The sequence below is a fragment of the Thermoactinomyces mirandus genome (genome assembly GCF_013868055.1).
Lineage (GTDB): Bacteria > Bacillota > Bacilli > Thermoactinomycetales > Thermoactinomycetaceae > Thermoactinomyces > Thermoactinomyces mirandus.
In genome coordinates this window covers 55,789-79,924 of the sequence record NZ_JACEOL010000018.1, presented here as the reverse complement: position 1 = coordinate 79,924, position 24,136 = coordinate 55,789, and the positions used below count along the sequence as shown (strand labels likewise).

Annotated in this window: 23 protein-coding genes; 16 read left to right on the top strand and 7 right to left on the bottom strand. The window is 44.7% G+C overall.

The features are described from left to right. Positions 1–62: 62 nt before the first annotated feature. From H2C83_RS05890 to nikR, 7 genes are all read right to left on the bottom strand, one after another. Positions 63–806, bottom strand: a complete 744-nt coding sequence (locus H2C83_RS05890) for a YheC/YheD family protein (protein ID WP_181738734.1) — start codon at positions 804–806, stop codon at positions 63–65. 419 nt (positions 807–1,225) lie between these two features. Beyond that, a complete protein-coding gene (locus H2C83_RS05885; RefSeq protein WP_246333774.1) occupies positions 1,226–1,849 on the bottom strand; it encodes an ABC transporter ATP-binding protein in 624 nt (207 codons plus the stop codon). Next, on the bottom strand, positions 1,818–2,789 hold the full coding sequence (locus H2C83_RS05880; protein WP_181738730.1) for an ABC transporter ATP-binding protein: 972 nt from the start codon (positions 2,787–2,789) through the stop codon (positions 1,818–1,820). The genes H2C83_RS05885 and H2C83_RS05880 overlap by 32 nt, the downstream gene beginning before the upstream one ends. Before the next feature lie 72 nt (positions 2,790–2,861). Then, positions 2,862–3,722: an ABC transporter permease gene (locus tag H2C83_RS05875; protein WP_376766341.1), complete on the bottom strand. Its 861-nt coding sequence runs from the start codon at positions 3,720–3,722 to the stop codon at positions 2,862–2,864. Then, complete coding sequence (locus H2C83_RS05870) at positions 3,722–4,921, bottom strand: ABC transporter permease (protein WP_220184032.1); 1,200 nt, start codon at positions 4,919–4,921, stop codon at positions 3,722–3,724. The genes H2C83_RS05875 and H2C83_RS05870 overlap by 1 nt, the downstream gene beginning before the upstream one ends. Beyond that, positions 4,875–6,419, bottom strand: coding sequence for an ABC transporter substrate-binding protein (locus H2C83_RS05865; protein WP_181738840.1), 1,545 nt, complete (start codon positions 6,417–6,419; stop codon positions 4,875–4,877). The genes H2C83_RS05870 and H2C83_RS05865 overlap by 47 nt, the downstream gene beginning before the upstream one ends. Before the next feature lie 352 nt (positions 6,420–6,771). Then, positions 6,772–7,191 (bottom strand): nickel-responsive transcriptional regulator NikR, encoded by a 420-nt coding sequence (gene nikR, locus H2C83_RS05860; protein ID WP_181738726.1) that lies wholly within the window; start codon positions 7,189–7,191, stop codon positions 6,772–6,774. 831 nt (positions 7,192–8,022) lie between these two features. Here nikR and H2C83_RS05855 point away from each other — a divergent pair. From H2C83_RS05855 to H2C83_RS05780, 16 genes are all read left to right on the top strand, one after another. Further along, positions 8,023–9,108: a hydrogenase small subunit gene (locus H2C83_RS05855; protein WP_181738724.1), complete on the top strand. Its 1,086-nt coding sequence runs from the start codon at positions 8,023–8,025 to the stop codon at positions 9,106–9,108. 2 nt (positions 9,109–9,110) lie between these two features. Next, entirely contained in the window at positions 9,111–10,826 is a 1,716-nt protein-coding gene (locus H2C83_RS05850; RefSeq protein WP_181738722.1) for a nickel-dependent hydrogenase large subunit, read from the top strand. Positions 10,827–10,845: 19 nt separating this feature from the next. Then, on the top strand, positions 10,846–11,607 hold the full coding sequence (cybH, locus tag H2C83_RS05845; protein ID WP_376766343.1) for a Ni/Fe-hydrogenase, b-type cytochrome subunit: 762 nt from the start codon (positions 10,846–10,848) through the stop codon (positions 11,605–11,607). After that, the gene (locus tag H2C83_RS05840) at positions 11,570–12,094 is read left to right on the top strand and encodes a HyaD/HybD family hydrogenase maturation endopeptidase (RefSeq protein ID WP_181738838.1); all 525 of its coding nucleotides are present in this window, start codon (positions 11,570–11,572) and stop codon (positions 12,092–12,094) included. Before cybH ends, H2C83_RS05840 begins: the two co-directional genes overlap by 38 nt. Continuing rightward, complete coding sequence (locus tag H2C83_RS05835; RefSeq protein ID WP_181738718.1) at positions 12,091–12,507, top strand: Rieske (2Fe-2S) protein; 417 nt, start codon at positions 12,091–12,093, stop codon at positions 12,505–12,507. The genes H2C83_RS05840 and H2C83_RS05835 overlap by 4 nt, the downstream gene beginning before the upstream one ends. A 37-nt stretch (positions 12,508–12,544) precedes the next feature. Continuing rightward, entirely contained in the window at positions 12,545–12,898 is a 354-nt protein-coding gene (locus tag H2C83_RS05830) for a hydrogenase maturation nickel metallochaperone HypA/HybF (RefSeq protein ID WP_312853854.1), read from the top strand. A 5-nt stretch (positions 12,899–12,903) separates the two neighbouring features. After that, the gene (gene hypB / locus H2C83_RS05825) at positions 12,904–13,563 is read left to right on the top strand and encodes a hydrogenase nickel incorporation protein HypB (protein WP_181738716.1); all 660 of its coding nucleotides are present in this window, start codon (positions 12,904–12,906) and stop codon (positions 13,561–13,563) included. After that, positions 13,548–15,842 (top strand): carbamoyltransferase HypF, encoded by a 2,295-nt coding sequence (hypF, locus tag H2C83_RS05820; protein ID WP_181738714.1) that lies wholly within the window; start codon positions 13,548–13,550, stop codon positions 15,840–15,842. The genes hypB and hypF overlap by 16 nt, the downstream gene beginning before the upstream one ends. A gap of 37 nt (positions 15,843–15,879) precedes the next feature. Then, positions 15,880–16,107, top strand: coding sequence for a HypC/HybG/HupF family hydrogenase formation chaperone (locus tag H2C83_RS05815; RefSeq protein WP_181738712.1), 228 nt, complete (start codon positions 15,880–15,882; stop codon positions 16,105–16,107). After that, the gene (hypD, locus tag H2C83_RS05810) at positions 16,088–17,200 is read left to right on the top strand and encodes a hydrogenase formation protein HypD (protein ID WP_181738711.1); all 1,113 of its coding nucleotides are present in this window, start codon (positions 16,088–16,090) and stop codon (positions 17,198–17,200) included. The genes H2C83_RS05815 and hypD overlap by 20 nt, the downstream gene beginning before the upstream one ends. 1 nt (position 17,201) lies before the next feature. Next, positions 17,202–18,209, top strand: a complete 1,008-nt coding sequence (gene hypE / locus H2C83_RS05805) for a hydrogenase expression/formation protein HypE (RefSeq protein WP_181738709.1) — start codon at positions 17,202–17,204, stop codon at positions 18,207–18,209. Positions 18,210–18,360: 151 nt separating this feature from the next. After that, on the top strand, positions 18,361–20,535 hold the full coding sequence (locus tag H2C83_RS05800) for a DNA topoisomerase III (RefSeq protein ID WP_181738707.1): 2,175 nt from the start codon (positions 18,361–18,363) through the stop codon (positions 20,533–20,535). Positions 20,536–20,779: 244 nt separating this feature from the next. After that, positions 20,780–22,180, top strand: a complete 1,401-nt coding sequence (locus H2C83_RS05795) for a Tle-like phospholipase domain-containing protein (protein ID WP_181738705.1) — start codon at positions 20,780–20,782, stop codon at positions 22,178–22,180. A 14-nt stretch (positions 22,181–22,194) separates the two neighbouring features. Next, entirely contained in the window at positions 22,195–22,941 is a 747-nt protein-coding gene (locus H2C83_RS05790) for a hypothetical protein (protein WP_181738703.1), read from the top strand. A 279-nt stretch (positions 22,942–23,220) separates the two neighbouring features. Beyond that, complete coding sequence (locus H2C83_RS05785) at positions 23,221–23,364, top strand: hypothetical protein (RefSeq protein ID WP_181738701.1); 144 nt, start codon at positions 23,221–23,223, stop codon at positions 23,362–23,364. Positions 23,365–23,380: 16 nt separating this feature from the next. After that, a complete protein-coding gene (locus tag H2C83_RS05780) occupies positions 23,381–24,121 on the top strand; it encodes a hypothetical protein (RefSeq protein WP_181738699.1) in 741 nt (246 codons plus the stop codon). Positions 24,122–24,136 lie beyond the last annotated feature (15 nt).

Sequence of the window (24,136 nt, the reverse complement as noted above, 5' to 3'; positions counted from 1 at the left end):
TCCCGGGTCGTTAGAATAATTAATATTGGACAACTGATTTCTGACCTTTTTCCAGATCAGGCTCAGGTATGCCGTGTTCGAATCAGACACTTGTTTTTCCTGATTTTGCGAAACATTGTCTGATCGGGAAGGTGGGAGAACAACTGATATCCAGGTCTGGTATTGGCTTCGAGAATCCATAAACGCCCGTTTTTCTCTATGACAAAATCAATTCCAAGTTCACAAATATGGGAATATCGTTTATTAAGTGTTTTTGCTATCATATGTGATAATTTTTTTATTAGATTGAGGCGATTATTTACTTTTCTTCGGTTACTCTTAAAGAGGTGTGCGAGCACTTTGTCTAACGGTTCTCCATGTCCGCCTTTGTGGTAATTCGTTAAATAGTGATTTGGAGCAGCCACACGGGCTACCATGCCGGAGACAACCCATTTTGAATGCGGTTTCTGCATATATGAACGGATGTCAAAAATGCGCCCGTTATATTTGGCCAAATGAAGCCCCTGTTGCACAAGATAACGTTGGGAAAGCTTTTGGCAGGACTGAACGACTCTGTGCAAAAAGGAGTGATTACGAACAACCGTGCGTCTTTTACCGTAACGGACCTGATATCCGTTGGAGGTTCTTTTGATCCGGATGATCCCGGTTCCGCCGGTTCCATGATTCGGTTTGATGAAAACGCATGAATAAGATTTAAGCATTTGAAAGAGTCCTTTACGGGTATGCCAGTGAGTCTCAGGAATATATTTTCGCAATACAGGATGCTTCAACATTTGATTGTGCTTGGTCATTTTACCTAAAGCCATATTTGTCACATTCTTTCCTTTTTAGTAAATATTTATATTTGGATTGATTAATAGTGTAAAGGCTTTTATACGGTAAGAAGAAAAATAGTTAAATATTGACTGACAAACTTCCAGAGAGTGAATCATGGACACTTGGCTGAAGAATATTCAATTGACTGAAAAATGATTTTCAACTTACTGGAAAAGGTTTGGGTTCAAATCAGAGGAGAAATGAAGGGGAAAACAGATAGACTCCAGGAAACCCCGTAATAAAGAGAAGGATCTGAAATCAAGTGAATTAAAGGGGCGGTAAGCAGTTTCAGCGTTCGCTTTCAGACGGGCTCTCCAACTGACTGACACTCGCCCGTTTTTTCAGCGAACGCTCTGCTTATATCATTTATGAGGTTATTTCGCCTGTAAAATAACATATTCATATCTGTCTAGGCGATCGAGACCGTTCGATCGCTTATTTTCTGGAGCAGATGCTGATTGTGACTGATTGCGAGAATACCTATATTTCGCTGTTTTGCCAGCTCTAACAGGGCATGCCAGATTTGTGCCTGTGTGACTGCATCCAACATTGTTGTCATTTCATCAGCGATCAGGTATTTTGTATGTTTGCCAAGCGTTCTGGCCAGGCAAAAGCGTTGCAGTTCGCCTCCCGAAAGTTCACTCGGCCAGCGGTCCAGCCATTCGCTTTTTATTCCAAGCAGGGAGAGGAGTTCTTCATCCAAGTCGGTTGTTTCTTCAAGAACCTTTTTCATTTTCCATTTTGGATTAATCGATTTTTCCGGATGCTGCCAAACCAACTGGACAGGCCTGATGCCGGTAAAAGATGAAACAGGCTGTTCATCCACCAGAATTTCCCCTTCATGGGGTTTCAAATATCCGGCAATGATTTTGGCCAGCGTTGTTTTGCCAGCGCCGTTATAGCCGCACAAACCAACGATCTCACCAGGCTGGACAGCAAGACGAAAATTCCTGAAAACCCATGGACCATTATTTTGATAACGGTAACTGATTCCATTAACTTTAAGCATAAAAACACCTGACCATTTCACCATTTTTGCTTTTTGATTCGGGTTGCTTCTTTTTACACAAATCTGTTTTGACCGGGCATCTTGGATGAAAAATGCATCCTTCTGCCACCTCGCTCAACAGGGGCTGGGACCCGGGCAATGGAACAAATCCATTCTGGGGCAAAGCATTCCATAAGGCTTTTGTATATGGATGGCGCAAATTTTCTCCTGAACCGCAAAAATTCTCCACTTTGGCAATTTCTACGGTTTGCCCGGCATAAAAGACAGCAACTTTGTCAGCAATCTTCAGTGCTGTTTCAATATCGTGGGTAATAAAGATAACTCCTTTTCCATTTTCAGCCAGTTGTTTGATATAGTTCACCGTCTCTTTCAGAGCGAAGGGATCCAGACCGGGCGTCGGTTCATCGGCAATGATCAGGTCAGCAGAACTTGCCAGGGAGGTGGCGGCCAAGACCCTTCTGACCATCCCGCCGGATAATTCAAACGGATAACTGTTTGATGTTTTGGAAGGCAGGCCGACTTTATCAAAAATTTCCTGTTGGACGGCTTTTTTATTCTTCCCCTTGATTACGGCTTGTACCTGTTTGCCTGTTTTCATTAACGGATCAAGGGCGCTTACCGATTGGGGAATGAGGGAAATTTCTTCCCCGCGCAGATGTTCTTGGCGTTCCGGGGAAAGGGGCTTTCCCTTGAAGTTTATAGTCCCGCGGAGAAAAGCATTTTCCGGGAGCAATCCCAGGATGGCGCTTGCCAACAAGCTTTTTCCGGACCCGCTCGCACCAACGACAGCCACGATTTCTTTTTTGTAAAGGGTAATGTCCAATTTACTGATGACCTGTAGATCGGTTTCCCGGAGACCTTCGCGGTATTGACGGAATGAAAGGGAAAGATCTTTCACTTCAAGTAAGGGCTGATCTTTTTCAAGCAGATCCGGCAATGGTTCTTCTTTCTGTTGCAATTTCATCGATGCTCACTCCTTTGTAAAGGAAAGTAACAAACAGATATTACGTGCTTGCCGGTTCCCGCAAGCGCTGACCTACCGTTGCCCGTGGAAAGGATCAATCAACTTGCGGATGCTGTTTCCAAGCAGATCGAAAATCCCGACCATGATCACCAGGGAAAGCCCCGGAAAGAAGGCAAGCCACCACATACCGGTTGACAAATAACGCATGGATTCCGATAAGATAATGCCGATTGCAGGCTGTTCCGGTGACAAACCGAATCCCAAAAAAGTGATTGCGGCTTCATGCAAAATGGTATGTGGGAAAAGCAATATAAAACCGACCATTATCTGTGGCATCAAATGGGGGAGATAATGGTTACAGGCAATCCACCATCGGGATTTTCCCAGTTGGCGGGAAACCCCAATATATTGTTCCGTTTTTACCTTCATCACTTCCGCGCGAAGCAGACGGGTCAAGCTTGGCCAATGGGTCAAGGCGATGCCTGTGACGACTCCCTTAAAGCCTCCGCCAATGGCAAAAGAAATGAGCAACAAGGTTACGACATGGGGCATGCTAATAAAAAGATCAATGAGCCAGGTTACACCATGATCGATTTTTTTGTTCCAGGAGGATAGAAGACTTAGAAACAATGCAATAATTGTGCTTAAAAAAGCAGTTAACAAACCTACCCCAAAGCTCAGTGTCAAACCTTTCAGAGTCCGGGCCAGCATATCCCTTCCCAGCCAATCGGTACCAAACAGGTGGTCAAGAGAAGGACTGCTGTTTCTTGCTTCCAGATTTACGGACAGCTTTTCATTTTCTATTAAAAATCCGCTAACGGTCATCGCCGCAAGAAGGAGAACCGAAATGACGATGATAGCCAATGTCTGTCGCCGCAGATTCCATTTGCTGTTAACTGAGGGGTTTGCCCCGATCATTTCCTGACCACTCACTAGTTCCATTCCTTTCTGATTCGCGGATCAATGACTTTATACAGTATATCTGCCATTAGATTGCCTACATACACAAATATCGTGCTGAATAAAACAATTCCCAACAAAAGAGGGACATCTCCGCCCAGTCCCGCCTCGACGATTGCCTGTCCGAGGCCGGGATATGAGAAAACCTGCTCGGTCAGTACTGCGCCTCCAAAAAGTTCTCCAAATGAAGCAAACTGTAAGGAGATTGCGGGCAAGGAGATATTTCGCAATCCATGGCGCCATAACAGTTTCAATCCTTTTTCTCCTTTGGCTTTGGCAAACCAGATGAACTCACTGTTAAGGGTTTCGACAAGCTTTGTTCTTGTATGCAATGCGATATTGGCGACACCGATGATGCTTAATGTTAAAGCAGGCAAAAATAAATGGCGCAGGTAATCTGTCAGTGATACATCCTGTTCCAGAATGCCGGCCGGTGTTCCCAGACCGATTGGAAACCATCCAAGCCATACAGAAAATACGATTACGACCACCAAACCTAACCAGAAAGTAGGAGTGGCCGAGAGAACATAACAATACCCTTTTATCAGCCGATCAATCCAGGTTCCTTTTTTCATCCCTGCAATGATCCCCAATATAAAGCCGAAGATTCCGGACAAGAGCCACGCAATGGCCATTAATGCAAGAGAGGCGACAAATCGTTCCGCAATTACCTGGGCAACCGGGCTGCGATATAACAGGGAAGTTCCCAAATCACCATGCAAGATGGAATTGGCCCAGTTCAAATATTGTGATACTCTTGGTTCATTCAAGCCCCAATATTCTTCAATATTGGCTCGCTGCTCCGGGCTTACCCGCAGCATGTCTCCCCCGATATAGGCCCGAATCGGATCAATGGGAGAGTAGCTTACAAGCATGAAAGACAAAATGCTTATGGCGATTAATAATGTCAAGAGCTTGGCAGCCTGGCTCAAAATGTACAAAGAAATCCGTTTGGTTCGCAATACCTTCCCTTCTTTCTGACAATCTGTCAGTGATACACGCTGTAATCCCCTTAAAGAAGTCCCGGACAAATCGGGAAGAGGACAGGAGACAATTGGCTCCCTCAAATACTTTTTATTTAACAAACCGTGAGCGAGAGAAAAACCCCCGTCACGGGATTTCTGTTTATTTCCACTTCCAGTCGGTGATGGTGTCTGTGATCGGCCAGGCATGACCGTGTGGATGAATTTTTTGCTTGCCGATGTCCAGCTTTTCATTGACATAGTATAAATGCTGTACATTAACCAACCAGGCCCAAGGGGCATCGCCTTTGGCGGAAAATCCGGTTTTTCCGTCCCACTGTGCTTTTTTCCAGTATTTGTAGGCTTCTTCTACGGAAGACGCCCGCAATGCCTGCTCCATGTATTCATCCACTTTTGGATTTGAATAGAAATTGGGGTTGTAATACCCTTCGCCTTTCGTCTTGGAGCTGTATAAATTGTACATTTCAATGGGGTCATGGTTTCCCCAGCCCATCAGAACCGGATTTGAAAACATTAATCTTTCAAGTTCGTTCCAGCTTTTACCTTCTGTTGTCACTTTGATTCCCAGAGGTTTGATCATTTCGGCAACCGTGATTGACAAGGACTGGCGGATCTGGTCATCGGAAGGATAATACAGGGTAAAGGCTGCTTCCAGTCCGTTCTTTACACGAATTCCGCTTGCAGTTTCCTTCCAGCCGGCCTGATCCAGTATTTTTTTGGCTTCTTCGATATTGTTATCTTTTATTGCCGTATCAGCGTTCCACCATGGCAATTTGTCAGCCACACTGTATGCCGGTGTGCCGAATCCTTCCAATACGCCATCCACCAATGCCTGCCGGTTAATGCCGACGTTGATTGCCTTGCGGATCGCTATATCGCTTGTTACGTCATTACCGACCGGGATTCCGTCTTCTGTTTTTTGTCCTGCCGGTACAGTGGGAAATGTAATTCCCCGGTTATCGACGCTTTCCACTGTTACAAGTTTCATGCCGGCAATCTTCTCTTTGGCAAAGGTGGCAGGGACAGACACAATATCGACCTGACCGGCTTTGGCGGCTGCAAATGCGGCATCTTCAGCCAAAAACAGGAAAGTTATTTTCTTGAAGAAGGGTTTTTTTCCGTAATAATAGGGATTGGCTTCCACGATTAATTGTTGTCCTTTGTTCCATTGCACGAATTTATATGGACCGGAACCAATTGGATGTTCCTTGTAATTATCTCCATAGGCATGTTCTGGAACAATTCCGGTGGTGATGAGCAGATAAATAAAGTTGGATTGAGGTTTTTTCAATTTGAATTTTACTGTGTACGGACCTGTCTTTTCGGCATTGTCCAGGTTTGTCAGATCCATGACAGATCCGCTTGTTTTCGCTTTGTTGTATGTAAAGGCGACATCATCAGCGGTTACATTTTCACCATCGGAAAACTTTGCGTCTTGGCGGATATTTACGGTCCAGATCAAACCGTCATCACTTACTTTATAATTTTCTGCCAAATCGTTCACAACATTGAAATTGCTGTCATACTTGAACAATGTACTTTGAAAGAGCGGAGATCCATTTCTTCCCCATCCGGTTGTCGGATCAAAACCTTCTTTAGGCTCGCCGCCAATGGCCAACACCAGTTCATCCTTTTGGGTTTGCCCTGTTTGATTGGCATCCGATTGGGAACAACCTGCCAATATCATCGTAAAAGCCAGGATAACGCATGTGATCAAACCAAATATTTTTTTTGCCACTTTTGTTTCACTCCTTTACAGAAATCTGTTTTCAATAGAATGGCCCGACTGTTTGCCAAATCCTGTCTGCTATCTGCTGTAAACGCCTCCTTTGCACCCGTTTTTGCGAAACGGAACCAACGTGGGGGTGGGATAATTTCAATGGTTTAAATCAAAATGCGATTCAAGAAAAAGAAAAACCGTTAAAAAAAGCTGTTTGGGAGTGGGGCGGGTTTGCCATGGATCGATAAAGAAAATCTGTTGGATGTGTGCAAAATTTGGCTTTATTCCGCTTCTGGCATGGAAGTCCCTCCTTTAAGGATTAAACCCGTTTTACGGGGGCTACCGTAAACTTTGCGTATTCGACCCCTTTCAAACTCATCAGCTTATTGCTGAATTCCCGGATTCTTTTCACCTTCCCCTTTACGACAATCAGCTCCAGGCAACTGTCGTGGTCCAGGTGAAAGTGCGTTGTGGAAAGAACCAGATCGTGCATGCTGTGCTGAAGATCTGTCATCTCGGCCAGCAGATTCCGTTGGTGATGGTTATAGAACAGGAGAATGCTTCCGATCACAACCTGATCTTTATCTTCCCATGCTTCCTGAACCAGGGCATCCCGGACAAGATCCCGGATCGCTTCCGAACGGTTCTGGTAGCCTTTCAGTCTAACCATGTGATCGAATTTATTCAGTAAACTGCTCTCCATCGAAACTCCGAATCTCTTCAAAGTTGAATCCTGCATCTTGCAACCACCTTCTGTTATGCATATCAGTAACACTTTTGTTCAAAAAAGTAGCACGCTTATACATAATTATAGCCTGCAAACCTGGCTTTGCGAGCCCGTTATGCAAAGCTTGCTTCCAGGAAACGTATGGAAACCTTTAACTAACTAAAAGAAATGAGCATATAACAAAAGAAGATAATAGACTTTTTTATTATACCGCTTTTATTTAAAATCATTTTGATTATAACTTATTCTTTTCAGAATTATAGTTTAATTTTTTCATTATGACAACCATCACTTTTTATGTTTAATAAAAAATCATGTTTACATTTCTGTCAATATTTTTTGTTTTTCGGAAGGTAGACAAGCCTTTTCTGTAGAATCATATAATGTGAAATTACAAAAATATTGTTTTTTATGTTAACTGAACATTGAAGGGTGGTGGTAAAAAAAGTTGATCATAGTAAAAAATGTTATTGCATAGGATGATATCGGGGTAACAAGTTCAATGGTTTAAAAGTTGATCCGGCGGTTAACAAGGATGGTCAGGTCTGGTCAATTCACAAAACGCAAAACAGGGAAGATGGCAACCAAAAAGGCAGGGCTGATCCAGCGGTTATTTCTTTAAATAATAGCACTTACCCTACTGTAAGTGTAAATAATCATATTCCCCTTTTATAAATTTGACGTTTCCGTGAATTTAATTTGAACATTATGATAAACTTTTGTAAAACATGGTATTGTTTATAGGGGGTTTTTGTGGGTAATTTCAATTATTTAAATTAAAATGCGATTTAAGAAAAAGGGAAACAATCTTAAAAATTTTTTTAGGGAGGAGAGGTGGGTTATATGTTAGAAACAAAGCAAAAAACCATTTATGAAGAGGCGCTCTCAAGAGGGATTTCCCGCAGGGACTTCCTCAAAATGTGTACGGCTTTGGCCGCCACCATGGGACTCAGTTTCAAAAACTCTGACAAAGTTGTGCACGCCATGGAAACGAATAAGCGTGTTCCTGTGATCTGGCTTGAATTCCAAAGCTGTTCCGGCTGTTCAGAATCATTTATCCGGTCTACCCATCCCAAAGCTGAAAGCGTTTTGCTTGACATGATTTCCCTGGAATACAGTGAAGTTCTTTCAGCTGCAGCAGGCCATCAGGTTGAGGAGGCAAAGCATAATACGTTCAAGCAGTATCCTGGAGAATATGTCCTTGTTGTGGAAGGCTCCATTCCGGGTGACGAATTTACTACAGTCAGCGGAAAACCGGCAAGAGCTGTTCTGGAAGAAGCAGCCAAAAACTGCAAGTTTGTAATCACTTATGGAAGTTGTGCTTCATGGGGCGGGCTTCCTGCAGCAAAACCCAATCCGACAGGGGCAGTCCCCGTCACCGATGTGGTCAAGGACAAACCGGTGGTGCTCGTGCCCGGATGCCCGCCAATTGCTGAAGTCATGACCGGGGTGATTGCCCATGTGATTACATTCGGGGCCGTACCGGAACTTGACCGCTTTGGCAGACCGAAAGCATTTTACAGACACCGGATTCACGACAAATGTAACCGCCGTGCATACTTTGATTCCGGTCTTTTTGCCGAATCATTCGATGATGTGGGAGCTAAACAGGGCTATTGCCTGTATAAGCTTGGCTGTGCAGGCCCGACAACATACAGCGCTTGTCCGGAAATGCGCTGGAATGGCGGAACAAGTTACCCGATTCAATCAGGAAATCCCTGTATTGGATGTACGGAGAAAAACTTCTGGGATAATGGGCCATTCTTTGCTCGCCGTGCCAAGATTATGGGAACCCAAACCACGATTAATCCCGATAAAGTTGGTTTGGCAGTTGCAGGTGCAGCCGTTGCAGGCGTCGCAGCTCACGCTGGCATAACCGCTGCGATGAAGAAAAAAGAAAAAAATGGATCGGAAGAACGAGGTGAATAATCATGGCAGAACGGATTATAGTGGACCCGGTTTCAAGAATTGAAGGGCATCTCCGTATCGAAGCAGACATTCAGGGTGGAAAAATCGCAAAGGCTTACAGTTCAGGAACTGCTGTACGCGGGATCGAATTGATTGTTCGTGACCGTGATCCGAGGGATGTATGGGCATATGTACAGCGGATCTGCGGTGTTTGTACCAGTTCACATGCATTGGCATCCATCCGTACAGTAGAAGATGCACTGGATATCAAAGTTCCGCAAAACGCCAACCTGATTCGCAATATCATGAATGAAGCGTTGTTCTTGCATGACCATGTCGTCCATTTTTATCACTTGCATGCGTTTGACTGGGTTGACGTTGTGGATGCATTAAAAGCTGATCCGAAGGAAACAAGCAAAATTGCCCAATCCATTTCCGATTGGCCCAATTCCTCTCCCGGGTATTTCACCGAAGTCCAAAACAGGGTAAAGAAAGTTGTAGAAAGCGGACAGCTTGGAATCTTTGCCAATGGATACTGGGGTCATCCGGAATACAAACTGCCCCCGGAAGTGAACCTGCTTGCTGTAGCTCACTATCTGGAAGCGCTTGACTGGCAAAAGGAAATCGTCAAGATCCAGACAATCTTTGGCGGCAAAAACCCGCATCCTCACTATGTTGTCGGCGGAATGGCCACTCCTCTGGACATTAACAGCGATAACGGCATTCATGCTGAAAGACTGATGCATGTATCCCAGCTGATTGACCAGGGAAGAGAATTTGTCAAGAAAGTATACATTCCTGACTTGCTGGCCATCGGATCCTATTACAAAGGCTGGACCTATGGCGGCGGATTAAACAACTATCTGGTTTATGGAGACTTCCCGACCGGAGATATTCGTGACGCCAAAACATTCCGTGTTCCCCGTGGAGTTATCTTAAATGGTAATCTGAAAGAAATTCGTGATGTTGATCTGAAGGATCCGAAACAGGTTCAGGAGTTCATCGATCATTCCTACTATACTTATGACGGCCAGGATAAAGGCGGAAAACATCCGTTTGAAGGAGAAACGACCTTTAACTATACAGGACCGAAACCTCCATATAAACAATTGAATGTAAACGAAAAATACAGCTGGATTAAAGCACCGCGCTGGAAAGAACAACCGATGGAGACAGGACCGCTTGCCCGGATCATGGTTGGTTATGCTTCCGGCCGGCCAGAATATGTCAACCTTGTCAATGATACATTGAAAAAACTGAATGTCCCAATGGGCGCCCTCCATTCCGCTTTAGGCCGGACAGTTGCCCGCGGACTTGAAACACTGCTGATTTCTGACTGGATGCGCAATGATATGGATCAGCTGCTGAAAAACGTAAAAAATGGCGATCAAAATACATTTGACCGCTCCAAATGGGAACCTGAAACCTGGCCGAAAAATGCGAAAGGTGCAGGCTGGATGGAAGCGCCACGCGGATCGCTCGCCCACTGGATTGAAATTGAAAACCAAAAAGTGAAAAACTATCAGGCAGTGGTGCCGACAACCTGGAATGCGTCTCCACTGGATCATAAAGGTAATAACGGAGCTTATGAGGCATCGCTTCAGAATACACCGGTTGCAGACCCGAACAAACCGCTTGAAATATTGCGGATCGTGCATTCCTTTGACCCTTGTCTGGCATGTGCTGTTCATTTGACTGATTTGGAGAACCAAGAGTCAACGCAAATCAAAATAGGGTAGGAGGTGTAAAAAGGTGGAAATATCTAACACCGGCAATCCCGGTGCTACTTATAATTCGTCGGGAGCAATTTCAAGCAAAAGCAAAAAAAATTTGGGAAGAGTTTATGTTTGGGAAGCTCCGGTTCGGATCTTTCACTGGATCAATGCGATTTCCATCGTCCTTTTGATGCTTACCGGCATCTATATTGGAAATCCGTTCTTCAGTCCGACTGTTCCGGAAGAAGCGTACTATTCCAACATCATGAACTGGGTACGGTATATTCACTTTTTCGCAGCATTTGCATTTACCGGAAACCTGATTTTCCGTTTCTACTGGGCATTTAAAGGAAATCAGTATGCCAGACCCAATCCGTTGAAAAAGAATTTCTGGAAGCAGGTTGTCGAAGCAACCAAATATTACCTCTTCCTGCCGAACAAAAAGGAACATTCTCCCGGTCATAACAAACTGGCAGAGTTAACTTACCTGATCTTTATTGGACTGGGCTCAATCATAATGGTTCTGACAGGTTTTTATCTGTATCTTGAACCGCAATTTGCATCGGTTCCTTTTGAAAAAGTTGCATTTCTGTTTGGTGGGGACAGCTTTTCTGTCCGTTCCTTCCATCACATTGTTGCCTGGTTCTTCGTAGTCTTCATTGTGATTCATTTGTACATGGTGATCCGTGATGACTGGCTGAACCGCAACGGAACATTGTCATCAATCTTTACTGGATATAAAATAGAAGAGAAACATGACCACAATGATGCAGGGCAAAAACCTGAAGGTGAAAAAAGTGAGTAATCACACGATTACAGACCAAAAAAATATTAAAATCATTGGAATCGGCAACACCCTCTATTCAGATGAGGGTGTTGGCGTTCACCTTCTTCCTTACCTGGAAGAAGCGCTGTCCGGATATGACAATGTTGAGATTATTGAGGGCGCGACAGATGGGATGAAATTGCTGGAACCGGTAGAAGAAGCAGATTATCTGATTATCATTGATGCCATTAATGCGGGCAAGCCCGGGGGAGAACTCATCACCATCCGTAACAGGGAAATTCCCAAATACTACGGGGTCAAGATGTCCATTCATCAAGTTGGATTCCAGGAAGTGCTGTTTGCTGCTGATTTGCAGGAAAGGCTGCCTGAAGAAATGGTTATGTTTGGCATTCAGCCGGCATCACTCGAGCTTGGTGTAGAACTTTCTGCTATAGTAAAAGAGAAGTTACCTGAACTGGCAGAAAATGTTGTTGAACAGATTAAACAATGGAGTGGAAAAAATTGAAGCGGTCTGAATTTTTTTCTGAAATGGGAAAAGGCTTTCTCCAAACAGTGAAAGAAGTGGCGTCCCCATTTGTCTCCGGTTATTTGGAAAAGCTGGATACAGTTGTTGACGAACTGGCCGGTGTCAAGTGGCACGAGGTTGGTTCGGTGCAATCCTTGCCGGTTGAGGGAATCCATGATTTGTATATCAAGGAGGCACCTGTCAGCATTATTTGTGAGGGAAAGCAATTTACCGCTTTTCAAAAGGCATGCCCGACTTGCAAGACGATGCTCCAGTGGATTGCCTATGAAAAAAAATTCAAATGTTTTCTTTGTGACGAGGAGTATCATGTGGATTCAGACAGCGACGATATGAAACTGCGGCAATATCCGTTGAAAGAAGAAAACGGAAAATTGTATATTGGTATAAGTTGAATGGACTTTTAAACCAATTCTTACCATAAGGAAGATCATGATGCATGAGATGGCACTGATGGGAGACATTCTTCAGCTTGTGGAGAGGGACGCAAAAGCAAGGAACATCAAACAGATCAATAAAATCGAGCTGGTTGTCGGCGAATTAAGCAATGCACTTCCTGACGCACTTGAAATGGCATTTGAAACCTTCCGGGCCAGAGAACTTGCCATGTTAACCAGACAGTCGCAACTGGTCATCCGGAAAGAAGAAGCCAGGGCAAAATGTACCGTTTGCGGGTATGAATATCACCCGGAGGTACGTTTGAGCATCTGCCCCGAATGCGGTTTGCCAAGCGGAAAGCTGACCGCAGGGGAAACATTCAAAGTAAAGTTATATGAAGGGAATTAGGTACTATGAAAATCAATCTGGAAGAAGAAGTGCTATCCGATAATAACGCGGCAGCAAAATTCAACCGTGATCTTTTTGAAAAAAGCAAAACCCTTGTCATCAATTTGATGAGCTCGCCTGGTGCCGGAAAAACCACATTGCTGGAAAAAACGGTAGCAGCTTTGCGAAATGAATATCGAATCGGTGTAATCGAAGGCGATCTGGCAACCGAAAAGGATGCTGACCGGATCAGAAAACTGGGGGCGAAGGCGGTTCAGATCAATACAAACGGCGGTTGCCACCTGGATGCCAGAATGATTGCCAAGGTTCTTCCGGAATTCAATCTCGATGAAATCGATATTCTGTTTATCGAAAACGTAGGAAATCTTGTTTGTCCTTCCGGTTACGACCTCGGACAGAACCATAAAGTGGCCATTTTAAGTGTTCCGGAAGGAAACGACAAAATTCCGAAATACCCGGTGATGTTTCGGCGGACAGAGCTGGTTGTTTTGAACAAGATCGATCTGTTGCCATATCTCGATTTTGATGTGGATACAGCTGTTGAAGATCTGAAAGGAATCAATCCGGATTCCGGACTGATCAAGGTATCTTCCAGAACAGAAGAAGGATTGGACGAGTGGTGTCAATGGATAAAACAGGCGTACCTCAAATGTCAAAGTCAATAAAAGTGACTGTGAAGGGGCGTGTTCAAGGCGTTGGATTCCGCCCTTTTATTTTCCGGATAGCTGAACAGTATCGGATTTGCGGGACGGTTCAAAACAACATGGATGGTGTCAGGATCCAGGCGGAGGGCAGCCAGGAAGAACTTGAAGCTTTTGTAAAAGCGATCCGGACAGAGCCGCCAAGACTTTCACGAATTGATGAAGTAATTGTGGAGAAGGGACAGCCGACCGGATTTGACAGGTTTGAAATTATCCCCAGTGACCGGGATGGCAAATCCTCTCTTGTCATTCCGGTCGATTCGGCAACCTGCAATGATTGCCTGGAGGAAATGGGAGATCCTGCCAATTTTCGCTATCGCTATCCATTCATCAATTGCACCCAGTGCGGACCCAGGTACACGATTATTGATGCCCTGCCTTATGACCGCCCTTATACGGTTATGAAGGATTTTCAGATGTGCGACCGGTGTGAAAGCGAGTACAATGATCCAAGGAACAGAAGGCATCACGCCCAGCCGATCGCCTGCGACGCGTGTGGTCCTGAAGTAACCCTGACCTCGATTGACGGAGAGTTCATTGCCGGAAAAGATGAAGCAATCCGTACGGTATCCCGGCTTTTGAGTGAAGGAAAAATTGTCGCGATTAAAGGTCTGGGCGGATACCATCTTGCCTGCGATGCGTACAATGAAGAAACGGTTCGCCTGCTCAGGAAGAGAAAGAACCGGCCAAATCGTCCGCTTGCGGTGATGGCGGCGAATATCGATGTGGCAAAGGCGATTTGTGACGTTTCTGAACAAGAGGAAAAGATCATGCGTTCACCAGAAGCCCCCATCGTCATTTTGAAAAAGCGTGACAGCCAATTGGCAGAAAGTCTGGCTCCTGGGATGAATACGCTGGGGGTCATGATTCCTTACACTCCTCTTCATCATTTGCTGTTTGATGAAAAGAAAGTTTCCGTTTTGGTCATGACAAGTGCCAATCCTTCCGGACTTCCCCTTGTGTACAAAGACGATGAAGCCCATGAGTATTTAACAGGAATAGCCGATTATATCTTATCCCACAATCGAAAGATTTTGCGTCCTGTTGATGATTCAGTCGTACGCGTTCTGGACGGGAAACTGACCTTTCACAGAAGAGCGCGGGGTTATGTGCCTGACCCGATGGTGACAGGCCAACCTGTTCACGAAGTAGTGGCGCTTGGTTCACAGCAAAAAAATACCTTTGCCATTGGACGGAACAGGCAGATTTTCGTGGGTCCGCATATTGGGGATATGGAACATCTGGAGGTTGTGGACCATTTCAAAAAAGAGTATGCCTATTTAATGAAGTGGATGGGAACGGAAGTGAAAACGGTTGCCACCGATCTGCATCCCGGGTATATGACCACGAGCATGGCAGAGGAAATGGGAGCCCGTGTTATTTTGGTACAGCACCATCATGCCCATCTCGTATCCTGTATGGAGGACAATCGCCTGACGGACCCGGTATTCGGGATTATTCTGGATGGCACCGGTTATGGCGAAGACGGGAATATATGGGGATTTGAAATTTTGTATGGAAGTGCGCACTTTTACAAACGAATGGCACATCTTACATATACCCATTTGCCTGGTGGTGAAAAGGCGATCAGGGAGCCTTGGCGAAACGCCACAGCCATGTTGATTGATTACTTTGGAGAACGGGGAAAAGAGTTTGCGGAAAAGTTGTTCCCGGACAAATCTTACGAAATCGGGATTATCAACCAAATGATCCGGAGAAACATTAACAGTCCGCTTGCAGGAACATGCGGTCGCCTGTTTGATGCGGTCAGTGCCATTTTGGGTCAATGTCAGGTGTCTACATACGACGGGGAAGCAGCGATCAGGTTGTCTGAGCAAATGAAAGCGGATAAATTGGAAAAATCTTATCCTTTTAAAATCAACAAAAACGGGGATGATGTGGCAACAATTGATTTTGGAGATGCCCTCCTTGGAATTGTCGAGGACCGCCTGCAAGAGAAGCCTGTTCAAACCATTATACAAAAGTTTCATGAAACGATTGTCTCGATTTGTGTAGAGACCGTAGTCTCATTGAGCAGGGAGAATCCGGATCTGAACAGGAGGGTCGTTTTATCCGGAGGGAGTTTCCATAATCCCTATTTATTGCATGAAATCACGAAACGGCTGAAGGAAAAACAGTTTGACGTTTATTCCCACAGCCGGGTTCCGTGCAATGATGGGGGACTTTCACTGGGTCAGCTGATTGTTGCTGCAAATAGAAAAGAAGAGGCAACCGATTCCTGATTGTTGTTTTATTATTATAAATAAAGGGGGGAGAAAAATGTGTGTCGGAGTTCCGGCAAAAGTGGTTGAAAGAGATGATTACACAGCGGTTGTAGACGTAATGGGGTCCACAATGACAGTTGGCATCATTTTTGTTCCTGAAGTAAAAGTGGGAGAGTATGTGATTGTACACGCAGGACAGGCAATGTCGATTATTGATGAAGAAAATGCAATGCTCAGTATAGAAGAATGGAGGAAAATCGCCGATGCAAGAGCTGTTGAGTAAATTTTCCGATTCAACCCTCAGCCGTAAGCTTCTGGATAAAGTACAGGAAGCTGCTGAAGAATTTATTCGGCTAAACGGTAGAAGGCCTGCATTTATGGAAGTATGCGGCTCCCACACAATGGCTCTTGCCCAAAAAGGGGTAAAAAGGGCGCTGAAAGATCATGTGAATTTGATTTCCGGACCGGGGTGCCCCGTCTGTGTGACCGATCAAAAGTCGATTGACGCCATGATCAAACTCGCCGAAGGGGAAAATCGCATCATCTGTACGTTTGGCGACATGATTCGCGTTCCGGGTACCGAATTCTCCCTGATGGAAGCAAAGTTGGAAGGAAAAGATATCCGGGTAGTCTATTCACCGCCCGATGCTGTTAAAATTGCGGAGGAGAATCCGGATAAAGAAGTTATTTTTCTGGGTATCGGGTTTGAAACGACCATACCAGTGCTGGGAGTTGCTATAAAAGAAGCGATGGACCGGGGAGTCCGCAATTTTTCCATGTGGATGACAACCAAGCTGGTGGAGCCGATCCTGAGAACATTGCTTGAAACAAAAGAACTGAATATTGATGGATTCATCCTTCCGGGACATGTCTCCATTGTTCTGGGGAAAAACGATTACCAGTACCTGGTGGATGAATACCAGGTTCCGGGCGTAATCAGCAGTTTTGAAACGGTTGGAATGTTGGGGTCAATTTACAAATTGATCCGCCAGCTCCTGGAAGGCCGGGTTGAAATTGAAAACAACTATTCAGCAGTTGTCACGGACGAGGGCAATATAGAAACAAAAAAATTGATCAACACGTTTTTTAAACCGGTCGATGAACCGTGGCGAGGAATCGGGGTAATTCCCGACAGCGGAATGGATATTCGGGAAGAGTATGACCGTTTCAATGCCAGGAAACGCTTCAATATTACCGTGGGGGAACCAGGAAAAACAAAATGCCGCTGCGGTGAAATCATTCGCGGTCTTGTAACCCCTGAGGAATGCCCCCTGTTTGCAAAAGCCTGTACTCCGTCAAAACCGATTGGGCCTTGTATGGTATCCAGTGAAGGAACATGTTCAGCCCATTATCTGTATATGAGGGAGGATTCATGACATGAAGAATCAGAGAATCAGCCTGGCACATGGGGACGGAGGGGAACTGGCGCACAATCTGATTCAGGATGTGTTTGTGCAGGCATTCGGACATAATGATCAAGCCCGGTTTGATTCGGCGATCATTGATGCTCCCTCGGCCCGTTTGGCGGTGACGACGGACAGTTTTGTGGTAAAGCCGATTTTCTTTCCAGGCGGAAATATCGGGAAGATTGCCATTGCGGGAACTGTCAATGATCTGGCGGTCAGCGGTGCGGTGCCGATGTATCTGACTGCTGCTTTCATTATAGAAGAAGGCTTTAAGATAAACGATCTGAAAGAAATCGTCCGTACGATGGCTTCTGAGGCTGAAAAGGCGAATGTCCGGGTCATTGCCGGAGACACAAAGGTTGTAGAACGGGGAAGCATTGACGGCTTGTATATCAATACGACCGGGGTCGGGTTTGTTGACCCGGACAGAACCGTAAATCCCGAACATATAGAAACAGGGGATTCGATCATCATCAGCGGCACCATCGGTGACCATGGTGTGGCGATCCTGGGAGCAAGAGGGGAGCTTGGCATCAAGTCCGATGTAAACAGTGATTGTGCCGCGTTAAACGGTTTGATTGACAGCATCCTGAAAAATGTTGATGGCGTTCGCATCATGAGAGATCCAACAAGAGGCGGCCTTGCCACCACATTGGTGGAAATAGCGGAAGATTTTCAGGTAACAATGGAAATCGTCGAAGAACAGATTCCAATTCAAAAGCAGGTTCAGGGAGCATGTGACATCCTTGGATATGATCCGTTGTATCTTGCCAATGAAGGAAAAGTGATTATCATTGTGAAGAAGGAAAATGAAGCAAAAGTATTGGAACTGCTGAAGCAGCATGAACTCGGACGGGATGCGAGGGTGATCGGCCATATCACCGGAAAGGGAAAAGGCCATCTCCACTTGAAAACGGGTCTGGGAAGTACAAGAAGATTAAACAGGCTTTCCGGAATGATGCTGCCAAGGATCTGTTGAATTGGAATAAAGGAAACCGGTGGGCAGGCCGGTTTCTTTTTGTTTCGAACTGCCGGTCCTTGCTTCCGGACCTTTTGAAACTGGCACTTGGCCGAAATCAGTGGTAGAGTGAGATTGTTAGAACTTTTTGTTTGATTGAAAGGATGTCAGAATGAGTAAATCAGTGGTATTGGCAGAAAAACCTTCTGTCGGCAGAGATATTGCCAAAGTTCTCGGCTGCCGAAAGCAGGGAAATGGATACATGGAAGGAAACAAATATGTCGTTACCTGGGCGTTCGGCCATCTCGTTACCCTGGCCGAGCCGGAGGCATATGGCAAGCAGTACAAGGTGTGGCGGATGGAAGATCTCCCGCTCCTGCCAAAAACTTTAAGACAGGTAGTCATTCGCAAAACGAGCAAACAATTTCATGTGGTCAGGAAATTAATGGCACGGCCTGATATCAAAAATATCGTGATCGCCACAGACGCCGGGCGGGAGGGTGAACTGGTTGCCCGCTGGATTATTGAAAAAGCCCATGTCAAAAAGCCGGTCAAGCGTTTGTGGATCTCTTCGGTTACCGATAAAGCGATTAAAGAAGGATTTGCCCGGTTAAAGGATGGCAAATTGTACGAAAACCTGTACCGTTCCGCGGTTGCCAGGGCGGAGGCGGACTGGATTGTCGGCATCAATGCCACCAGGGCACTGACATGCAAACACAACGCCTCCCTTTCGTGCGGGCGGGTGCAAACACCAACCCTGGCCATGATTTCCAGCCGGGAAGCAGAGATCAGGAATTTTCAGCCGAAAACGTTTTATGGCATCGAAGCGCTTATGGGAAATGGTTTGAAATTCACCTGGCAGGATCAAAAAACCAAAGAGAACCGAAGTTTTCGCAAGGAAACTTGCGAACGGGTGATCAGCCAATGCCGGAATCAGGCGGCAACCGTCACCCGGGTGATCAAAAAGAGGAAAAAACAATGGGCTCCCACCTTGTTCGACTTGACGGAATTGCAACGGGAGGCCAATCAGCGGTATGGCTTTTCTGCCAAGGAAACCTTGTCGACCTTGCAGGAATTGTATGAAACCCACAAAGTGGTCACCTATCCGCGAACCGATTCCAAATATCTGTCATCCGATATTGTCGATACATTAAAGGACCGGATCGAAGCCTGCCGGGTGGGACCCTATCGGGAACTGGCACAACAGGCCAAAAAACAGGTGAAAGCGAGTCCGCGTTTTGTTGACGACCGCAAAGTTTCCGATCACCATGCCATTATTCCTACGGAAGAACCGGTTCATCCGGAGCGGCTGGGTCCAAGAGAAAAAAAGATTTACGACCTGGTTGTAAGAAGGTTTCTGGCCGTCCTGTTTCCGCCTTATGAATACGAACAAACCACACTTCAGGCGGAGATCGGGGATGAAACATTTGTTGCCCGGGGAAAAACGGTTCTTTCTCTTGGCTGGAAACAGGTTCTGGGCCATGATGATGAGGAAGAACATGAACCGGTCTTCTCCGGAGTCAAAGAAGGAGACCGGCTTACTGTCAGATCCCTTGAACTGACGCAAGGCGAAACACAGCCTCCAGAACGGTTTACGGAAGGCACGCTGGTTGCGGCAATGGAAAATCCGGTCAAATTTATGGGCAATGAGCGAAAAGACCTGATCAAAACGATCGGGGAAACCGGCGGTCTTGGAACCGTGGCCACCCGGGCCGACATTATTGAAAAACTGTTTGACAGCTTCCTGATTGAAAAGAAAGGAAAATATATTCACCTTACTTCCAAAGGCAGGCAGTTGCTCGACCTGGTTCCGGAAGAGTTGAAATCGCCGGCACTGACGGCCAAATGGGAGCAAAAGCTGCAGGCGATCGCGAACGGGAAATTGAAAAAAGACGCTTTTCTCCACGAGATGAGAGACTATACCAGGCGGGTAGTTCAGGAAATCAAGGACAGCGAGCAAACTTTCCGCCATGATAACCTGACGGCAAGCAAATGCCCTGATTGCGGCAAACGCCTGCTGGAAGTCAAAACGAAAAAAGGGCGCATGCTGGTATGCCAGGACCGGGCTTGCGGCTACCGCAAAAACATTGCCCGCCTCACCAATGCCCGCTGTCCGGAATGCCGGAAAAAACTCGAATTGCGCGGCGAAGGAGAAGGACGCATCTTCGTATGCGCCTGTGGCTACCGTGAAAAATATGCTTCTTTCCAGGAACGGATGGAAAAAGAGAAAAAAGGCAAAGTATCCAGAAAAGAAATCAACAAATACCTCAAACAGAACCAGCAGCAGGAACTGGGCAACCCCGCCCTGAAAGAAGCACTGGCCAAACTGTTCCCGCAAAACAAATAAACCTGATCCCCGTCTGAAACTACAGGGCGGGGATATTTTTGCAGCTATTTCCATTTCAGAATATAGGAGAGAAACTAGGATTGATTGCAAAATTCGATATTTTATATATTAAAGGAGTTATTCAATCTGGATACGAATCATTAAGAATAAAATAAAAAATGGGCATTATCTGTTAATAATTTTCAGAACCGGGGGATCATTTATTTTGTAGCTCATATAAAAAAAGGGGTGAAACGGTGACAAAATGAAAATCTTGCATCAGGTAAGTGTCATTCTCTTTTTCATTTTAGTTGTAAGTTTTATTGGCATTCATCCTGTCGGCGCTACTGGGGGAGGAAGTTTTGAAATTCCCGATGTAAATGATGACTTTAACAAGGTGGAACAAACCCCTGCCCCCGCTAAAGAGTCACCAATTACAGAGACCAGACAGGAAAAAGGTTTCTTCGATAAAGTGGGAGACTTTTTTTCCGGTACATGGGAAAAGACAAAGACAGGATTAAAGACGGCAAAAAATTGGACCGTATCCAAAGCAAAAGGAGCCTGGGGCTGGCTGACCTCAGAAACAGGCAAGGTCGCAGGCGGTATCGCTTTTGGCGCTGCTGCCATTACCGCGATCTTTCGCAGATATGGCCAACAGATCAAAAAAGGGGTTCAATCAGCGTACAGTGGTGCAAGGCAGTGGATTAGGAATTTGTTGGGACGTAACAGTTTTAGCGATAAAAGGCATTTGACTGCAAGCACTGGTAGTTCCATTCCCGGTAGTAGCAATGTCGGTCAGAGCCATCCACAAATAATGTTAAATGATATTAAGGTTTCAGATAGACAGTTAGCTGAAATATCAGATTTAGTCTATGAAGAGAAGATTGATATTCTAAAATTAAAGGAAACTCTTGGGGATGGTTGGGAGACTAGTTTAAAGTGTGATTCAGCCAATGGATTAGAAGCTTATGTTTTTATAAATAAAGAAAGTTCTGAGATGATTATAGCTTTTCGAGGGACAGAGCCTGATAAATGGTATCAGGATATTGTTATTGGAGATATACCGATTGCATTGGGAAATGATATTATCAATCCACAAGCTGTTAAAGCACGGGAATTGGTGGAAAGTGTTATTAATAATCCGGAATATCAAGGTTATAACATTGTATTAACCGGTCATTCACTGGGGGGTTATTTGGCCTTGGATTCCGCTGCGAGATATAAGATTCCGGCGGTGACCTTCAACGCACCTGGGAAAAATCTGTTTCGAAATGTTAATGCCAGTACTTTGTTAGGAGGACTGCACGGACCTCTTGGCGCAGAAGTTGCAACAGAACTTATCTATAAGTTAAATCAGTTAGATCCCCAAGTCCGGGCAGAAGCTGCTAATGAAAAAGCGGGTACGTATGACGGATTGATTCGAAACTATCGGTATAATGACGATACTATTGGCTCTTTAGGATACCGGCCGGGAGTAACCTATGAGATTGAATCGGATGGTAGTGTACATAGGGCGGAAGATGAAGACGGATTAGATAATCAATTGGGACTAAGTCCTTCAAGTCATTCTATTACTAATTTTACAGGGATTGATGATGATGGAAACAAGGTAGATACACCTATTCCGGATGTTTATGATGAAAATGGAAATATTAGGCCGAGATGAGGAGTGAAAATATAGTGAGATTTAGAAAAGGTTGGGTAGTTATAGCATGTATGCTTACCGTGTTACTTGCTGGTTGCCAGGCTGATTCTACCAATAGTTCAAAGGAAGTGGGACAAATGGATCAAGCGGAAGAAAAACAACTCAAAGAACAAGCAATCCAGTATATACAAAAGAAATATAATAAAGAATTTGAGGTAATAGAAGTTGATAAAGGCAGAGTAACAGGAACTATTTATATTGATGGAGTTGTAAAAGATGGAGAAGATACATCTATAAGTATTATTTGGAAAAAAAATGACTCAATAGATGATACTTATGTTTCAACCTTATGGACAGAAGAATTAAAACCGGAGATAACATCAATCTTAAATAAACATTTTGAAGTAAGACGTGTTCAGAGTATTACATATAGCAACGGCACAAAGAAGAGTGATTATACTGGAGATGTCCCTTCCGTATTTAAAGTGTTGGAAAATGGGGGGGACAGTGATTATACATTAGAGTCAACCATACGAATTTATGAAAATGGCGGTCAGTATGAAACAGGGTTGAGGGAATTATTAAAAGAGATCCAGTCAATGAATTTTAACAAATTTTTAATTGAAATTTTTGTTGCCGATGATAAGTTGAAATCTGCCCCCAAGAATATAGAAGAGAGCAATTATACGTTATATCGCTATAACATAAATATTGATGACATTCAGAAAGTGGACATCAACAATCTTGATCTGGACCAGTATAAAACCGTGATCAAGCACTAACAGAATAAGGATTGGCAGGAAGGCGAGGTGATGGCCTGACCTGCCGTTTTTTATACTTAGAAGATTATGTCCAAAGTCAAACTGTAGGAAAACTATTAAAAGTACCATAGTGGGGTATGTGAAGAATATTATTCTAGACTCCCGGTTGCAGGCAATAGCCAGGTGGGTATGATGGACCAATTAGAAACTATCAAATGACAATATTGTTGGCACATTAGGATACTGAGCGGGAATAACCTATGAAATTGATCGGATGGCCGTGTAGAAAAAGATGCCGGATTGGATAACCAACTGGGTTTTGGCAAAGAAAGCCACGGGATTGCCAACTTCACAGGATATGATCGTGAAAAGGGGGAATATGTGGATGTGGATTCACCGATCCCTGATTTGTATGGCGAGGATGGAAACATTGTACCAAGATAAAAAGGAGTGACAAATAGTGAGGTTCAGAAATATATGGATACTTGTGGCAAGTATGCTTGCCCTGATCCTGGCAGGCTGTCAGGCCGAATCGACCAATACAGCAAAGGAAGTGAAACAGGTGGGAGAAGAAGAACTCAGGGAAAAAGCAGTCCAGCATATAAAAGAGACCTATCACAAGGAATTTGAAGTAACGAAAGTGGAATGTGTGCGGAAGTTTGGAACGAGTTGTTTTATTACGGGAAAAGTGAAGGACCGGAAGGATACAGAAATTAGGGTTTACTGGCTGCCGCCGGATGGAATCAAGGATGATTATGTACTCACACTATGGGATGAGGAATTGGAGCCGGAGATCAAGTCGTTATCTGAAAGGACGATGGATATCAGGGAAATCGAAACGATATCTTATACAAACGGAGCAGAAAAAAGCAAATATACCGGAGAAGTCCCGTCGGTGTTTGAAGTGTTAAAAAATGGCGGGGATAAGGACTTTTTGTTCAAATGGGTAGGGGAAATTTATCAGAACAATGGACAATATGAAGAAGAAATAAAACAATTTTTAAAGGAAATCAAGGCAATGAACTTCAATGATGTTTTAATCGTTTTTTTTGTGTATGATGACCAATTAAAAACAGACTCTGAAAATGAAGAAGAGGATAATTATTTACTATATCGCTATAATATTTCCATTGACGATATTCAGAAAGTAGATATCGACAATTTGAATCTGGATCAGTATAAAACCGTGATCAAACATTAACAGAAAACAGGATGG

Excerpts from the sequence above, each read along its gene's own strand:
- H2C83_RS05890 (WP_181738734.1), bottom strand. The coding sequence starts at position 806 with ATGGCTTTAGGTAAAATGACCAAGCACAATCAAATGTTGAAGCATCCT.
- H2C83_RS05885 (WP_246333774.1), bottom strand. The coding sequence starts at position 1,849 with ATGGTGAAATGGTCAGGTGTTTTTATGCTTAAAGTTAATGGAATCAGT.
- H2C83_RS05880 (WP_181738730.1), bottom strand. The coding sequence starts at position 2,789 with ATGAAATTGCAACAGAAAGAAGAACCATTGCCGGATCTGCTTGAAAAA.
- H2C83_RS05870 (WP_220184032.1), bottom strand. The coding sequence starts at position 4,921 with ATGCCTGGCCGATCACAGACACCATCACCGACTGGAAGTGGAAATAAA.
- H2C83_RS05865 (WP_181738840.1), bottom strand. The coding sequence starts at position 6,419 with ATGATATTGGCAGGTTGTTCCCAATCGGATGCCAATCAAACAGGGCAA.
- nikR (WP_181738726.1), bottom strand. The coding sequence starts at position 7,191 with ATGCAGGATTCAACTTTGAAGAGATTCGGAGTTTCGATGGAGAGCAGT.
- H2C83_RS05855 (WP_181738724.1), top strand. The coding sequence starts at position 8,023 with ATGTTAGAAACAAAGCAAAAAACCATTTATGAAGAGGCGCTCTCAAGA.
- H2C83_RS05850 (WP_181738722.1), top strand. The coding sequence starts at position 9,111 with ATGGCAGAACGGATTATAGTGGACCCGGTTTCAAGAATTGAAGGGCAT.
- H2C83_RS05840 (WP_181738838.1), top strand. The coding sequence starts at position 11,570 with ATGCAGGGCAAAAACCTGAAGGTGAAAAAAGTGAGTAATCACACGATT.
- H2C83_RS05830 (WP_312853854.1), top strand. The coding sequence starts at position 12,545 with ATGATGCATGAGATGGCACTGATGGGAGACATTCTTCAGCTTGTGGAG.
- hypB (WP_181738716.1), top strand. The coding sequence starts at position 12,904 with ATGAAAATCAATCTGGAAGAAGAAGTGCTATCCGATAATAACGCGGCA.
- hypF (WP_181738714.1), top strand. The coding sequence starts at position 13,548 with ATGTCAAAGTCAATAAAAGTGACTGTGAAGGGGCGTGTTCAAGGCGTT.
- H2C83_RS05815 (WP_181738712.1), top strand. The coding sequence starts at position 15,880 with ATGTGTGTCGGAGTTCCGGCAAAAGTGGTTGAAAGAGATGATTACACA.
- hypD (WP_181738711.1), top strand. The coding sequence starts at position 16,088 with ATGCAAGAGCTGTTGAGTAAATTTTCCGATTCAACCCTCAGCCGTAAG.
- hypE (WP_181738709.1), top strand. The coding sequence starts at position 17,202 with ATGAAGAATCAGAGAATCAGCCTGGCACATGGGGACGGAGGGGAACTG.
- H2C83_RS05800 (WP_181738707.1), top strand. The coding sequence starts at position 18,361 with ATGAGTAAATCAGTGGTATTGGCAGAAAAACCTTCTGTCGGCAGAGAT.
- H2C83_RS05795 (WP_181738705.1), top strand. The coding sequence starts at position 20,780 with ATGAAAATCTTGCATCAGGTAAGTGTCATTCTCTTTTTCATTTTAGTT.